This is a genomic window from Streptomyces sp. HUAS MG56 (genome assembly GCF_058673395.1).
On record NZ_CM178722.1, the window covers coordinates 285,629 to 299,516 of the forward strand.

Sequence of the window (13,888 nt, forward strand, 5' to 3'; positions counted from 1 at the left end):
CCTGACACGCCTGCGAGCCCCCTGCACCTCATCGACCGCATCAGGGGCTCCAGGGTCTGCTGTCCGGCGGATCTTGTGACTGTCTGGCGATCAGATCGTTGCTCTGGTCGTGGGGCAGGGAGACCTGACCGAAGACGAGTGGATGCGGGCTTGAGCCATGTCTGCCGAAGTCCGGTGGTCGCAGCGGGCGTTGATGCGACCACCGGCAGGTGATCAACGGGATTCTGCGATCTGACTCGGAGTAGGGACGGCACCCGACGTTGCCGCAGTGGCCGCGGAACTCACCGCCATGGTCGGCGGATCGCCAGGCCGCGCGCCAGGCGAACAGCGATGACAGAGGCGATGCCGCGTGGAGGCACCTGCGGCGAATTGCTCGGCGGCCTCCATCCGGATCCGCTCACGAGACACCTGCCCCCGTCCCCGGCGGAGCCAGGCCCTCAGGCGGTCACGGAATCTGCGGTGCCCCGGCCGGAGTCGCCGACCTCAGCGTGGTGCCTTGGCGCGGTTTCGGTGGGCCTCTTGCTTCGCGCGGTTGCCGCAGGTCGCCATGCTGCACCAGCGGCGAGCGCGGCTCCGCGTATGGTCGGCGAACACCAGTGTGCAGGTCAATCCCTGGCACGCCTTGACGTTCGTGAAGTCCTCCTGGCTGGCGACCGTCGCCAGTGCCTGCCCGATCGGCAGCAGCAGCGAATCCGGTGTCCGCCATCGGCGCTCCGTGCGAAGTTCCAGACCGTCGGGGCCTGCGGGCCCGCCGGCCACGACCCGCACGAACTGCTCATCGCGTGCGAGCAGTTGATTCAGCGGCTCCAGATCGCGGGCGTCCTCGGACCGGACGGACCGCCCCTTCCGTACATCGACGAACCCCCGGAACCACTCACGAAGGGTTCTCGCCTGGGCGGCGACATGGTCCATCTCCCCCGGCATGGCCTCCGCTCGCAGCTTCTCAAGCACCTCGGCCGGCACCAATTCAGCCTGGTCCAGCCATGCCATCAGACCCTCGCCGTCGGCGATCCAGTCGACCTGGGTACCTGCCGGGGTGGCGACCGAGTTCAGAAAGTCCAGGCCGAGGGCGTCGGCGATGAAGATGGCCGGCGGCCGGTGGTCCGACACGGAACACGCTCCATGGGTCGATGTCAGCCTCGAATCAAGAGTAACCACCCTGTCCGATCTTGACAAGTTACGAACCGACTATCTAACCTTCAAATTGTCGCAAGGAGGTTAGGTGTCGGACTTCGAGGCGACCGGATCCAGAGGAGTGGGAAATGCCCCTGAACGGCGTGTCCGTGGCGCTCGTACACGGCGCATGGGCGGACGGTTCGAGCTGGAGCAAGGTGATCGGACCCCTGCAGGATGCGGGTGCGAACGTGGTCGCGGCGCAGCTGCCGCTGACATCACTGGCGGAGGACGTGGCTGCGCTGGAGCGGACGCTCGATCGGGTCGAGGGCCAGGTCGTGCTGGTCGGCCACGCCTATGCCGGCGCAGTGATCGCCGAGACACGCAATCCGAAGGTGCAAGCCCTCGTGTACGTTGCCGCGCTCGCACCGGATGAGGGCGAGACGGTCGCCGCGGTCTTCGGCCGCGCCGAACCGCATCCGAAGGCCCCCGCGCTCGACCCCGACCCCGAGGGCCTGATCTGGCTCCCGCGGGAGGCGTTCGCAGCCGCGTTCGCCCAGCACGCCACGGCCGAGGAGCAGGCACTTCTCGCAGCCGCCCAGCGGCCGATCGCCCTGTCCAACATCACTACGGAGGTGCAGCGACCGCTATGGAAGGACCGGCCGAGCTGGTTCCTCGTGGCCGAGGAGGACCGCATGATCGCCCCCGAGACCCAGCGGTTCATGGCCGAGCGCATGTCGGCCCGCCAGGTGTCGAAGCCGGTCGACCATGCGCCGATGGTCACCGCCCCCGACGTCGTCGCGGACATCATCCTGGACGCCGCCCGCAGCGCATCGACGACCGGGGAGCCCTCGTGACCAAGTCGGGAAAGTAACCTGACTAGAGGCATTTCATCAGTTACAAAGTCAAGGGAGAAACATCATGACCTCCATCGCCTATCGCTCGGCGAACGTCGACGGCCTGAACATCTTCTACCGCGAGGCCGGGCCCACCGACGCTCCGACACTGCTTCTGCTGCACGGCTTCCCGAGCGCGAGCCACATGTTTCGCGACCTCATTCCCCACCTGGCCGGACGGTTCCACCTCGTGGCCCCAGACCTGCCCGGTTTCGGCCAGTCCGACATGCCGCCGCGCATCGACTTCGACTACACCTTCGAGCACATCGCGGGCGTCATCGACCGCTTCACCGAGGTGATCGGCCTGGACCGTTTCGCGCTCTACGTCTTCGACTACGGCGCGCCGACCGGCTTCCGGATCGCGGCCAAGCACCCGGAGCGGATCATCGCGATCATCTCGCAGAACGGCAACGCCTACGAGGAAGGTCTGAGCGAGGGCTGGAACCCGATCCGTGCCTACTGGCAGGACCGGTCGCCGGCCAACCGCGACGCGCTGCGCGGCTTGCTGTCGCCCGACACCACCCGCTGGCAGTACACGCACGGTACGGCCGATCCGACTGCGGTCTCGCCGGACGGCATGACACTTGACGACGCGTACCTGGCGCGACCCGGCGCCGACGAGATTCAACTGGATCTCTTCGGCGACTACCACACCAACGTCGCGCTCTACCCGGCCTTCCAGGAGTACTTCCGGAAGCACCAGCCGCCGTTCCTGGCCACGTGGGGCCGGAACGACCCGTTCTTCCTGCCCGCCGGCGCAGAGGCGTTCAAGCGCGACCTCCCCGACGCCGTCATCCGCCTCCTGGACACCGGCCACTTCGCCCTTGAGACGCACGCCGAGGAGATCGCGGCAGCCATCGACGAGTTCCTCACCTGAGAGAGCGTCGGGCAACCGATCAACTCCTTGGGATGAGCGTCCGGTGGTGATCTTCGAGTGGCGAGCTGTCCGCGCCTTGCGCCCTGTCTCGGCCAGCCGCATGATCACGCCGTTCACCGTCATCGCGAACGCCACCGCGACCGCGATGAGGGCCAAGGCGACCAGGTCAGCGAGCACCTGGCGGCTCCGGCGTGCCGGAGTCCGAGCGTAGAGGCGCATGGGTGCACTCCTGTTCCGGTGATGGAGCGGAGAGGCCGGGATCCGGCCGGGCGGGCCGCCGTGTTCGCGGCGGGGCCGACCAGGCGCTGGACTCGACTCCTCCACCGGACCAGGCGGGTGAACGTCCCCGACGCGGCGGCCTTCGAAGCTCGTCCGGCGGAGATCGTCGAGGCCATCGACGCGGGCGTTGCGCCGGCGGGTGCAGGCGGTGACGGCGGCGTTCTGGTCCTCGTGGATGCGGGGCCGAGCGCCGGGGGCGCTGCCTGCCGGGCGGGGGTGGCCGGTGGTCACCGGCAGTACTCCCCCTTTGCTTCCCGTGGGCTGTGGCGTCAGTCCACGATTGCCGGGCTGAGCGGGTGCGTGGCCGCGAAATCCGTCCACCCGCTGCCCACGCCGCCCGGCCGGCCGGCCCAGGAGCTGCTCTCCGTGAGGTGATGGGCGACCTCAGCAGTACGCGGTGGCGGACTCGGGGCACCGTTACAGCGCGCCGTCATTCAGACCTTCACGGTGTCCCCACCCGGGCGTGGTCGCGCCGGGCCCGGCGCATGGCTCGCCGCATGCGCAGGACGTAGAGGGCCGTGGGTGGCGCCCAGCCCAGTTGCAGAGCCTGGCCGAGGTCGTCTCGATTGGCCCAGTGCTCGATCAACTGGCCGTCGGCGATGCGGCACCAGTGCGTCTGGGTGACGGCGAAGGTCCTGCCGGTCGCGGGGAACGCCCCGGAGGGGGCGGCGTTCTCGTCGTACGTGACGAACGTGCCCGTGTGCCGGCCTGACATGGTGGTGTGCAGGACCACGAGGTCACCGTCGGCCACCGCCTCCTCGATCGTCCACCCCAGGTCGGAGTAGGCGGCGCGCAGCCACAGTGCGCTGGCGTGGAAGGCCCGCGGTCCCCGGCCGCGAGCCGCCGGTGGCTCGGCTCGGCTCTCGCGGTTCACGGCATCGGGGTGGACGAGCTTCTCGAAGTCGGCGAGGCTGCCGTCGGCCATCATCCGCACGCAGCGGACCGCGATGTCGCGTGCGGTGAGCGGGGGATCGGTCATGCTCTCCTCCGTCCTGTTCCTGCGTCCTGTTCCTGGAGCGCAGCACGTCCCCCACGGTGCCCGGCCGGCATTTCAGCACGCTTACACCTGAAGTGCCCTCCGGCAGGGCGGGTCACGACGGTGCGGACAGGGTGCCGGCCGCGCCGGTGAACAGCGTCACCATCTCCGCCCAGGCCATCGTGCCGCCGCTCGCCACGGGAGGGATCGACGCGAGCAGCCGTTTCACCCGGTCCTCCAGGCTCGGTCCGGCGAAGCGCATGTACCGGCCCGGATCGGTGCCGCCGCGTTCGGCGTGGTCGGTGACCGCCGCGTGCAGCCGCGCGGCCGTGTCGCGGGCCCCGAGTACGGCCAAGGCGAAGACGCCCGCGTACAGGGCCCCCAACTCGTCGGAGCCGTTGGGTTGCTGTTCGAAAGCGGCCACCGCGCGCACCAGCAGCTCCAGCGCTCGGCGCGCCCCCGCCTCGGCTCCCTGCTCGTCGGCCAGGAGATACCAGGCCAGTTGGAGATCGCTGATGGCCGCCCCCGGGGTGAATCCGCACCCGGCGGCGATCTCGCGCGCCCTGCTCAGGGTCTCGGTCACGGCAGCCGTGTCCCCGTCCTGGAAGTGGACGAGAGCGATGCCCCACAGCGCCGTCGCGCGCAGGGAACCCGGAGGGTCCCGGCGGTCGCAGGCCGCCTGGAACGCCAGTGCCGCGGCGCGCATACGCTCGCCCGCCTCCGTGTCGGCGAGGGCGTTGCAGCGGCGCAGGTGTGCCTCCAGCAGCAACTCGTCGTGTGCCGGATCCTCCTCGTCGAGCAGATCGAGCGCGGTGTCGGCGGCGCTGAGCGCGGCGTCGGTGTCACCGACATGGCTGGAGGTCACGGACAGCCCGATCAACGCGGTCGCACGATCGGCGGGTGGAGCCTCGGGACACGCGTCGAGGGCTCGTCGCAGCAGGCGCCTCCCCTCGGGCACCGGTCCGGCCATCACCCACAGATAGCGCAACACGCCTGTCGTACGCAGGGCTTGCACGGGAGCGTGTGCCAGGTCGTGGGCGATACCGGCCCGGATGTTGGCCAGTTCGCCCGCCAGCGCGTGCGTGGCCTGCCCGGACCGGGGCCCGGTCAGCAGCGGGGCCTGGCCGGCGACGAAGGACCGTACCCACTCGGCGTGCGCCTCGCGCGTGGCGTCGCGGTCGGGATCGATGTCGCGGCAGTACCGGCGGATGGTCTCCAGCAGGCGGTAGCGCACCTGCCCGCAGGACACATCGGCGGTGAGCACCGACCGGTCGACCAGCGCGGCCAGACCCGCGAACACCGCGCCGTCGGCGTCGGCCGGACCGACCGCTGCGGCCGCCTGCCAGGAGAAGCCGCCGTCGAACGGCCACAGCCGCACCAGCAACATGCGCTCCTCATCGGGGAGTTGATCGACACTCCAGGCAATGGCGGCCGACAGCGAGTCGTGCGGCGACACCGAGCCGCGCGCCGGGGCGCCGAGGGCGTCGAGCCGCTCGTGCACATACGCGGCGATGTCGGCCAGACCGAACGACCGCGCCCTCGCGGCGGCCAGTTCGATCGCCAGGGGCAGCCCGTCGAGCGCGGTGCAGACGGCGACGGCCGCGTCGGTGTCGTGTGCGGTGGGGATCCAGCCCGCGCGATGGGCGCGCACCCGGTCGAACAGCAGCTCCACCGCCGTGCCGTCCTCGCCGCCGACCGGCAGCGGCGCCAGCGTGAGCACCCGCTCACCGTCCAGGCCCAGCGGCCATCGGCCGGTCGCCAGGATCCGCAGCCCGGGACACTGTGCGAGCAGCGGCAGTACGACATCGGCGAGCGCGTCGGTAAGGTGCTCGCAGTTGTCCAGCACCAGCACCTCGTGCCGGTCGGCGAGCACACGGGCGACCGCGGCGAGCGGATCGCCGGTGGTGTGCGCCACGCCCACGGCCACGGCGATGCTGGGTGCGATCATCTCCGCACCGCGGATGTCGGCCAGCCGCACGAGCCGGGCGTCGGCGCGGTCGGCGACCTGCTCGACGGCGAGGCGGGTCTTGCCGACGCCCGCTGGTCCGATGATCGTGACGAGGCGGGATTCGGTGAGTGCCGTGTCCAACAGGGACAGTTCCCGAACGCGGCCGATCAGCCGAGTGAGGGGCCGGAGCAGAGGCCGGGGAACCGCTGGAGGCGGCGGATCCGGCTCGGCGGACGGCGATTCATCCGGCCGTGCCGCCGCCGGCACGGCCAGCAGACTCGGGTCGTGCGCGAGCATGCGCCGCTCCAACGCCCTTAACGCCGGGCCGGGTTCTGCACCCAGCTCCTCGACGAGCAGCCCGCGCACGCGCCGTAACTCCGCCAGCGCGTGCCCTTGCCGGCCGCTGCGATACAGGCCCAGGGCGAGCAGTTCCCAACGCCTTTCGCGGTACGGCGCCTCGATCACCGACTGGCTCAGGGCCGCGACCGCCCGAGCGGTGTCGCCACGGGCCAGCCGCGCTGCCTCCAGTTCCTCCACCGCGATCTCCCGCAGCTCCGTCATCCGCGCCCGCAGTCCCAAGACGTGCAGCGACTCACCCAGCTCCGCCCAAGGACGGCCCCGCCACAGAGCCAGCGCCGCCTCCAATGTCCGTACGGCGCCGGAGGGATCGGCGTCGGCCAGTTCTGCCATGCCTCGCTCGACCTGCTGCTCGAACAGGCCGTGGTCGGTCGCCTCCGGCGTCAGCGCGAGCCGATAGCCCTGCCGGGTCGACTCCAGGCACGCCCGCTCCCCCGGGCCCAGCGCGCTGCGCAGCCGATGGACCGTGACCCGGATCGCGTTCGTGACCTCGGCCGTCAGCTCGGTGTCCCAGACCACCTCGGCCAGCGCCGACAGAGCTACCGGTGCCCCCGCACCGGCCGCGAGCGCTGCCAGCAGCCTGCGGGGAAGCGGCCCGCCGAGTTCCACCGGCACACCGTCGATCTCGACCTCGATCGGGCCGAGGACTCGGCAGAGGATCACCGGTTCACCCGCCTTGTGGGCCGGAGCGTCAGCGGATCCCTCCGCGGGGCCGGCGGACCCGACCACAGGAGGATCGCAGACCGGTTGAAATCCGGAAAAACTGTAAGACGGTTGAAATGCCGCCCCGTCACAGTGAGGAACGTCCTGCACAGGACCACGAAGACACACATCCCCTCAGCCCGGGCACCGGTCACGTGCCCTGTCCCACCGTCCAAAGGAGAACGCACAGATGAGCATGGCACACAGAATCGCGCTGGCCGCAACGGCGCTGACACTCACTGCGGGTCTGGCGGCGACGGCCGCGCCCGCCGAGGCCGGTACCGCCGCAGCTGCGGCGCAGCCCTCGATCACCTCGGTCACGTTCAGCGGCACTCACGGCCCCGGGGTGGCCTCACCGACGATCACGGTCAGCGGCTCCGGCTTCGGGACCACCGCGCCCGCGGGGGCCGACAACAACGTCACGAGCTGCGGGACGTACACCGACAACGGCAACGCCTACGGCAACCAGCTCTACTTCATCGACGACAACAACTTCGAGGCCGGTTACAGCGACGGCAACGGCGCGAACTGTATCGGTGTCACTGTCGTCTCCTGGTCCTCGAACCGGGTCGTGCTCCGGTTCGGAAACGCCTACGGCTCCTTCGCCCACTGGTACCTCAGCAACGGCGACGGCTACGCCCTGTCCGTCGACAACGGAATCTACGGCGGCACCGTCAGCGGACTGGGCTGACCCGCCAGCAGGGGGCCGCCGACAGCCGCCGACGGCCCCGCAGCTCAGCAGCCGGGGTGATCCGGGGCCGGGTGGCGTCGGGGACGAGCGTGCGTTCCAGGTCGGCGTTGTCGTTGACGCCGTCTACGCCTGACACACGCCGTGGTTGACCATCTGGGTGTGGCGTGCGACCACCGGGCGCGCGCTCTTGGCCAGGGACTTAACGAGCGGGCTGGTACCCGAGGCGATCACCTTGTCGACGAGCGCGAGGGTCTGCACGTGGGCCGGGTACTGGGCCTTGAGCCACGCGGCATCGTACGCCGACGTGCCGGCAAGGGACTTGAGGGCAGCGGTTTGCCTCAATTGCGCGCCCGACTGCCCGGACGGCAGTGCCACGCCGAGCCTTGCCGCGGCCTTGACGACACCGGCGTCAAGGACGCGGTGGTCGCGGATGAAGTCGGCGCTCACCCGCTTGACGCAGGCGGTGGTCGCGGCGCTCTGAGCCTGCTGGCTGGTCGTGATCTCCCACAGATTTCCCTGGTGGGCCGCGGTCAGGAGCTGCCTGTCCAGAACGGAGACCGTCGACGGTGAGGGCGACGAGGAAGCGAGAGCCGGGAGCGACGTGGCACCCATGACGCACAGGGTAGCGGCGCAAACGGCGGCGGAACGGGCACGGGATCGAGTCGTGTACATGAGTCCTCCACGGGTCGCACGCGCAAGCCCCGGCGAAAACCCCATCCTCATTACTCGAAGGATGAAAACTGCACCTATGCCATGGTTCACCCGGTTGAATCGGTCGGCAACCGAGGACCCCGATGCCCACATCCGGTGCAGCGGTCGGCGTGACCACGCCTCAGAAAGCGTGCGGCCGTACGGCCCATTGGGCTTGGGCGCTGCGCCGGGCGGTGGCCCGCTGCGCGGCGGGGGTACGGCGCTCGTGCGGCGGCCCCGGACCACCACACCCAAGGACGCCCATTGCGGTGTCATGGCCGCCGAGCCGGAGAACACCCTGCGGGCCGAGCGCGAGGGTCTGGACGGCATCGAACTGGACCTGCACCTGAGCAAGGACGGCGCGCTGGTCGTCATGCACGACGAGACCCTGGACCGTACGACGGACGGCTCCGGTCCGATCGCCGACCAGGAGTTGCAGACGCTCAAGAAGCTCGACGCCGGACTCGGCGAGCGCATCCCCACCTTCGAGGAGGTGCTGGACGCCGTCGGGCCGACGCTGCCGATCCAGGCGGAGATCAAGGACGTGGCCGCCGCCCGGTCGCTGGCCCGGGTGCTCACCGACCGCGACCTGCTGGACCGGGTCTCGGTGCTGTCGTTCCACGACGCGGCGCTGATCGAGATCCACCACCTGCTGCCGCAGGCCCGCACCGTGCTGGTGGCAGGCCCCAGCGCGCACCGCGACACCTTCGTCGGCCGCGCCCAGAAGGTCGGTTCCACCCTGGTCAGCGTGGAGCTGCGCCAGCTGAACCAGGCGATCGTGGAGAAGTGCGGCGCCGCCGGCATCCACGTGATGGCCTGGACCGTCAACGACGAGCGCGATCTGGCGCTGGCCCGGACGCTCGGCCTGGTGGGCTGCGTGACCGACGAGCCCGGCATGAAGCGGCTGGTCGAGGCCACGGCCTGACCTCAGGGGTCCAGCCCCGGCCTCGCCGTCGCGGGACGGCTCCTCGTCTACCTGCGGAAATGAGCTGTGAGCCGCACAGGCCTCACCTCCTGCCGGGCGATCTCGGGCCGTACGGTCAGGGCTCGATGAACGGCACCGGGACGGCGTGCAGTTTGGTCCGGAGGCTGATGTCGCTGGTGGCGACGTACCACGCAGTGCCGGGGTGCCGGGCCTGCAAGAGCAGCGTCGAGGCGATGAACCGGTCGTCCGGGACGTCCAGGTCGAGCCAGTCGGGCAACGCTTCGGACTTGGACATCCGTCCGTCCGGCCCGCTTCTTGTCATCCAGCTCGCGCAGCACGACCGGCAGCAGGTGCGCCATGTAGTGGTCCGACTGGTCCGTCCCGCAGTACATGACAGAGGCGGTGGAGCTCCTGCAGGCGTCGGTGCAGCAACTGCGGAGCCTGACCGATCTGCTGCCGATGGACCCGTGGCCGGTGCGCCCGGCCGTCGACGCCAACGCTCTGATCGACAATCCTGACCTCGCCGCCTACACCGGGCAGATCGGTCCGAGCCGCCTCGGGAGTCGGGTGCGGGAACAGCAGCCGGAACCGCGGCTCCCAGCCCCACAGGCGACGCAGCAGGTCCATCCGCTGGGACTCCAGCGCCGGGCCGCTCGGTGCTCAGCCCCAGTTCGCGGCGTCGAGGATGAAAGCCTCCCCCGGCCTGTTCGGGTTCACGTACTCGATCTCGGAGGTATCCAGCACAGCGAGGTAGTCCCGCTCGATCGCATCGAGCTGCTCCAGGAGGCGCTCTCGGTAGGTCGGCGGGAGGGGCTTCTTCTGCGGCATCCACCGATGATGGCCCACCCCGCTGACAGCCTGGTCCTGCCAAGGTTCCGCCTCCGGGAAAACCCATGCGCCAGGGCCCTGCTGGGGGCCTACGCTCCCGTCATGTGCAGCCTCTACGCCCGCCCCCGCCCGACGACCGGTGTCGGCCTCTGCTCGGGGTCTTCGACACGTCGGTGCTCACGACGGACGTCACCGCGGCGGTGATCCGCGGCCGGCCGTCCTCGATCCTCGCCGAGATGCGGTACGGCACGCTGCGCGGCTGTATCCCGCACTAGTGGGCGAAGGTCCCCCGTGCGCTGGCCGATCTCAAGCGCGAGGGCGGCGCCTTCGATCTCGCGGCGGCAAAGCGGCTGTGGTGGCAGCAGTACGTGCCGCTGCTGCACGTCGTCTCCGTGCCTGGGCTGCCCATGAGGACCCGGACCCGATCCGCAAGGGCATCGCCGTACCGGGGTGGAGAGACGTACGGGCCGCTCTGGGACGGATCGGCAGGGCGGAGGCCGGCATGGAGGCCGGCGTCACCATGGTCATGGGGACCGGCTACGGCCTGTACGGTGCCGCGCGCCTGGCCCGCGCCTATCCCGTGGCCGCCGGGATCGTGGCGGCCGCCGCCGGCGTCTACGCCTACCGCAACCGTTCCCGGTTCACCGTCGACACTCGCGCGAAGCTCGCCCGGCGCGCGACGGAAGCCTTGAGAGTCCTGACGAGCCGTACGGCCAGTACGAGCTGCACAAGCCCGGCTGGACGCAGGCGGAACACGGCACAGCGGGAGATGACGTGTTGTCGCAGGTCGCCCGCCTGCTCGCCCGCGCGGCCGTGCCGATGGCCCTCGACGCTCTCCCCGCCTCCCCTGACCGCACTGCAGCCGAGACCACCAAAAGGATCCAAGCCCTCACCGGAGTCGTCGGCATGCGTCGGTGTTCGCCCTCAGCTGTCGCCTCCCCGATGGACGGACAGCTCGGCCGACCACCGTTCTGCCCAGGCGCGCAGGGGTTCGAGTGAGGGGCGGAGTGCGTTACCCAGTTCGGTGAGGTGGTAGACGCCGTCGGTGTCGGTGGTCACGATGCCCGCCTCGGACAGCTCGCTCAGCCGATCGGCCAACACGCTGGAGGACATGTCGTCCGCACGTCGGCGCAGCTCGCGAAAGCCGGCCGGTTCCTGCTGAAGTTCCCAGATCACACGCAGCGTCCACCGGCGGCCCAGCAGGTCCAGCGCAGCCATCATCGGCCGACCGGTGCTCGACCCGCGCACGGGTCGGCCCGGCCTCGGTGCACCCTCGACCGCTCCAGAACCGCTTGCGCTTCGCATATCGAACCATGATAGTGGTTCGGAATTCGAAGCGATTGGAGCCGACATGGAACTGGTACCGGAGATGATCTACCGGGAAACCATCGACGGCCCATGGGGTCCGACCACCGGCAGCCCTTTGGGGGCACGACTGTGCTGGCAGGTGAACACGGCGCGCCTCATCGGTGAGCGGATCGACGCCACGCTGGTCACTCCCGGGATGGACTGGATCCGGCTCGGCGCGGACCAGGTGCGCCGACAGGACCTGCGAGTGACGCTGGCCGACGGCGACGGTGAAGTGATCATGCTGAGCTACGACAACGCGCTGATCCGGGAGAGCCCGGCATTCCTGCTCGCGCTGGGGGAAGGGCGGGAAACCAGGTTCGGCGACCAGCACATGCGGATGGTCGCCCAGTTCGACACCGGCGCCCCCCAGTACCGCTGGCTCACCCAGAGTCTGTTCGTCGGTGAGGGCCGACTGGCCGGACCACGCACCATCGAGTACCAGATCTACCGCGTGGATTGAGTCAACAGCGGGTCGGCCGGGCTCAGGGAAGCAAGACCAGCTTGCCCTTCGTCCGACGCGCCAAGAGGTCCTCGTGCGCATCGCGAGCGCGTCCGAGGTCGTACTCCGAGCCGACCAGCGGTCGCAGGCGGCCGCTCGCCGTGAGGGCGAGTAGCTCCTCAAGTGGCCTACCGCCCGCACCGTTTCGGGTGATGAGTGGGATGAGCCAGAACCCGCCAACCGTGATGCTGTCCACTGCGAGGCGGGATGGCAGGACGGCGGTGGCAGCGCGCCGGGACGAGGCTCCGTAGGTCACGAGCCGTCCCAGAAACCCGAGCGTGTCCAGTGCGGCGTCGAGTACCGGTCCGCCGACGGCATCGAGAATGACGTCGACCGGTTGTCCGTGATTGGCATCAAGGACCCGCTCCCGGTAGTTTTCCGCGCCGCTGTCGATGGCTACGTCCGCACCGAGTTCGAGGGTGAGGGCACGCTTCTCTTCGGACGACGCCGTCGCGATGACCCGGCCCGCCCCGAACTCGCGGGCCAGCTGAACCGCCAGGCTGCCCGTCCCGCCCGCGGCGGAGTGAACCACGACGCTCTGCCCGGGTCGCGGGTGGGCCACCGACCGCAACAGGTGCCACGCAGTCAGGCCCTGGACGAGCAGAGCCAGGGCCGCCCCGGCGCTCACACCTTGCGGCACAAGGGCCAAGTCGCGGTCGCAGACCACGGTCTTTGCGGCGTAGCCTCCCTGCCGGACGTATCCGAGGACTCGGCGACCGTCTGCTGTCCGGCCGACGACCTCCATACCAGGGACGTGCGGCAGGGGTCCTTTCATCGCATAGGGGCCGTCGGTGAGTTCACCCGCGATCTGTTTGATGTCGCCGAAGTTGACGCCCGAGGCCTCCACCTCGACCAAGGTCTCGCCCACACCCGCTACCGGGTCGGGCATCTCGACCTCCTCCAAGACCTCCGGTCCACCGAACCGGTCATAGCGCATGGCACGCACGATGGCGCCTCCCCGGGAATCGTATGAGCGCAGTGAGGACATTTTTTTTGCGGTGACCGCTTCACGGCCGGTGTGCTTGCCGGCGCCAGGCCGAGGGGCTGACGCCTCAGGCGCGTTTGAACGCCACACTGAAGGCGAAGGGGTCTTCGTAGCCGACCTCGTGGGCCACGGCGGCCACGGTCACCTCGCCATCCCGGAGCAGGTCTGCTGCCATGGTCATTCGCCAGCCGGTGAGGTAGGCGAGCGGGGGTTCGCCGACCAGGGCGGGAAAGCGGGCCGCGAAGGCCGCACGTGACATGCCGACGTGGGTGGCCAGTTCGGCGACCGTCCACCGACGGCCGTGCTCCTCGTGCAGCAGTCGTACCGCCTGACGGATCGCCGGATCGGCCAGGGCCCGGTACCACGCGGGCGCCGTATTCGCTCCGGCACACCAGGTCCGCAGGGCCAGCACGAGCACAAGGTCGAGGAGCCGGTCGAGCACCGCATCTTGACCGGGTTCGTCGAGGGTGCCTGTGCACCGGATGCCCGCTCCGCGAGCGAGCCTGCAGCGTGATCGCCAGGGCCAGGATCTGCGGAGGCGTGCTCGGGCGCCCGTTCGCCGACGGGTACATGTCCGCGGACATCTCCGCCGGGAACAGCGCACCAGGGTGCTCGGACAGAAACGCGAACACACTCCCCGCCGGAATCAACTCCCGGCAGGTCTCCCACACATCCGGCCCGACTGTCTGCCCGGCCCATTCCCCCATCACCACGACACGAGTCTGGCCCGGCCGCTCACGCGGCGGGGCCAGAACCCCAAGATCTTCATGAG

16 protein-coding genes and 1 pseudogene are annotated in these 13,888 nt (G+C 70.0%); 7 read left to right on the plus strand and 10 right to left on the minus strand.

The window, feature by feature from the left end; all coding sequences use genetic code 11:
* Positions 1-483: 483 nt before the first annotated feature.
* Complete coding sequence (locus AC4OXY_RS01460) at positions 484-1,110, minus strand: CGNR zinc finger domain-containing protein (RefSeq protein ID WP_491992921.1); 627 nt, start codon at positions 1,108-1,110, stop codon at positions 484-486.
* Positions 1,111-1,277: 167 nt separating this feature from the next.
* On the opposite strand from AC4OXY_RS01460, the gene AC4OXY_RS01465 reads away from it, so the two are divergent.
* From AC4OXY_RS01465 to AC4OXY_RS01475, 3 genes are all read left to right on the plus strand, one after another.
* Positions 1,278-1,970: an alpha/beta fold hydrolase gene (locus AC4OXY_RS01465; RefSeq protein WP_491992922.1), complete on the plus strand. Its 693-nt coding sequence runs from the start codon at positions 1,278-1,280 to the stop codon at positions 1,968-1,970.
* Positions 1,971-2,034: 64 nt separating this feature from the next.
* The gene (locus AC4OXY_RS01470) at positions 2,035-2,886 is read left to right on the plus strand and encodes an alpha/beta fold hydrolase (RefSeq protein WP_491992923.1); all 852 of its coding nucleotides are present in this window, start codon (positions 2,035-2,037) and stop codon (positions 2,884-2,886) included.
* A gap of 336 nt (positions 2,887-3,222) precedes the next feature.
* Entirely contained in the window at positions 3,223-3,540 is a 318-nt protein-coding gene (locus AC4OXY_RS01475) for a hypothetical protein (protein ID WP_491992924.1), read from the plus strand.
* A gap of 67 nt (positions 3,541-3,607) precedes the next feature.
* Here the strand turns inward: AC4OXY_RS01475 and AC4OXY_RS01480 are convergent, their stop codons facing one another.
* Positions 3,608-4,144: an ester cyclase gene (locus AC4OXY_RS01480; RefSeq protein WP_356035142.1), complete on the minus strand. Its 537-nt coding sequence runs from the start codon at positions 4,142-4,144 to the stop codon at positions 3,608-3,610.
* Between the two features lie 112 nt (positions 4,145-4,256).
* Positions 4,257-7,109, minus strand: coding sequence for an AfsR/SARP family transcriptional regulator (locus AC4OXY_RS01485; protein WP_362823785.1), 2,853 nt, complete (start codon positions 7,107-7,109; stop codon positions 4,257-4,259).
* A 229-nt stretch (positions 7,110-7,338) separates the two neighbouring features.
* On the opposite strand from AC4OXY_RS01485, the gene AC4OXY_RS01490 reads away from it, so the two are divergent.
* A complete protein-coding gene (locus tag AC4OXY_RS01490; RefSeq protein WP_356035146.1) occupies positions 7,339-7,839 on the plus strand; it encodes a hypothetical protein in 501 nt (166 codons plus the stop codon).
* Here the strand turns inward: AC4OXY_RS01490 and AC4OXY_RS01495 are convergent.
* Positions 7,823-7,975 carry a hypothetical protein gene (locus tag AC4OXY_RS01495; RefSeq protein ID WP_491992925.1) on the minus strand — a complete coding sequence of 51 codons (153 nt, stop codon included), beginning with the start codon at positions 7,973-7,975 and terminating at the stop codon, positions 7,823-7,825. The genes AC4OXY_RS01490 and AC4OXY_RS01495 overlap by 17 nt on opposite strands.
* On the minus strand, positions 7,963-8,451 hold the full coding sequence (locus AC4OXY_RS01500; protein WP_491992926.1) for a DUF4142 domain-containing protein: 489 nt from the start codon (positions 8,449-8,451) through the stop codon (positions 7,963-7,965). The genes AC4OXY_RS01495 and AC4OXY_RS01500 overlap by 13 nt, the downstream gene beginning before the upstream one ends.
* Positions 8,452-8,803: 352 nt before the next feature.
* On the opposite strand from AC4OXY_RS01500, the gene AC4OXY_RS01505 reads away from it, so the two are divergent.
* Positions 8,804-9,454, plus strand: a complete 651-nt coding sequence (locus AC4OXY_RS01505; protein WP_491994761.1) for a glycerophosphodiester phosphodiesterase — start codon at positions 8,804-8,806, stop codon at positions 9,452-9,454.
* A gap of 115 nt (positions 9,455-9,569) precedes the next feature.
* Here the strand turns inward: AC4OXY_RS01505 and AC4OXY_RS01510 are convergent, their stop codons facing one another.
* On the minus strand, positions 9,570-9,749 hold the full coding sequence (locus AC4OXY_RS01510) for a hypothetical protein (RefSeq protein WP_491992927.1): 180 nt from the start codon (positions 9,747-9,749) through the stop codon (positions 9,570-9,572).
* 365 nt (positions 9,750-10,114) lie between these two features.
* Positions 10,115-10,282 (minus strand): hypothetical protein, encoded by a 168-nt coding sequence (locus AC4OXY_RS01515; RefSeq protein ID WP_376289512.1) that lies wholly within the window; start codon positions 10,280-10,282, stop codon positions 10,115-10,117.
* A 104-nt stretch (positions 10,283-10,386) separates the two neighbouring features.
* Between AC4OXY_RS01515 and AC4OXY_RS01520 the strand changes: the two genes are divergently transcribed.
* Positions 10,387-10,557, plus strand: coding sequence for a hypothetical protein (locus tag AC4OXY_RS01520; protein ID WP_491992928.1), 171 nt, complete (start codon positions 10,387-10,389; stop codon positions 10,555-10,557).
* A gap of 649 nt (positions 10,558-11,206) precedes the next feature.
* Here the strand turns inward: AC4OXY_RS01520 and AC4OXY_RS01525 are convergent.
* Positions 11,207-11,503, minus strand: a complete 297-nt coding sequence (locus AC4OXY_RS01525; protein WP_376289514.1) for a winged helix-turn-helix transcriptional regulator — start codon at positions 11,501-11,503, stop codon at positions 11,207-11,209.
* Positions 11,504-11,633: 130 nt separating this feature from the next.
* On the opposite strand from AC4OXY_RS01525, the gene AC4OXY_RS01530 reads away from it, so the two are divergent.
* Positions 11,634-12,092, plus strand: a complete 459-nt coding sequence (locus AC4OXY_RS01530; RefSeq protein WP_491992929.1) for a DUF3237 family protein — start codon at positions 11,634-11,636, stop codon at positions 12,090-12,092.
* Between the two features lie 22 nt (positions 12,093-12,114).
* On the opposite strand, the gene AC4OXY_RS01535 is transcribed toward AC4OXY_RS01530, so the two are convergent.
* Both AC4OXY_RS01535 and AC4OXY_RS01540 read right to left on the minus strand, forming a co-directional pair.
* Positions 12,115-13,068, minus strand: coding sequence for a quinone oxidoreductase family protein (locus AC4OXY_RS01535; RefSeq protein WP_491992930.1), 954 nt, complete (start codon positions 13,066-13,068; stop codon positions 12,115-12,117).
* A 115-nt stretch (positions 13,069-13,183) separates the two neighbouring features.
* Positions 13,184-13,579: pseudogene (locus AC4OXY_RS01540) on the minus strand (helix-turn-helix domain-containing protein); the annotation flags it as partial.
* Between the last annotated feature and the right edge of the window lie 309 nt (positions 13,580-13,888).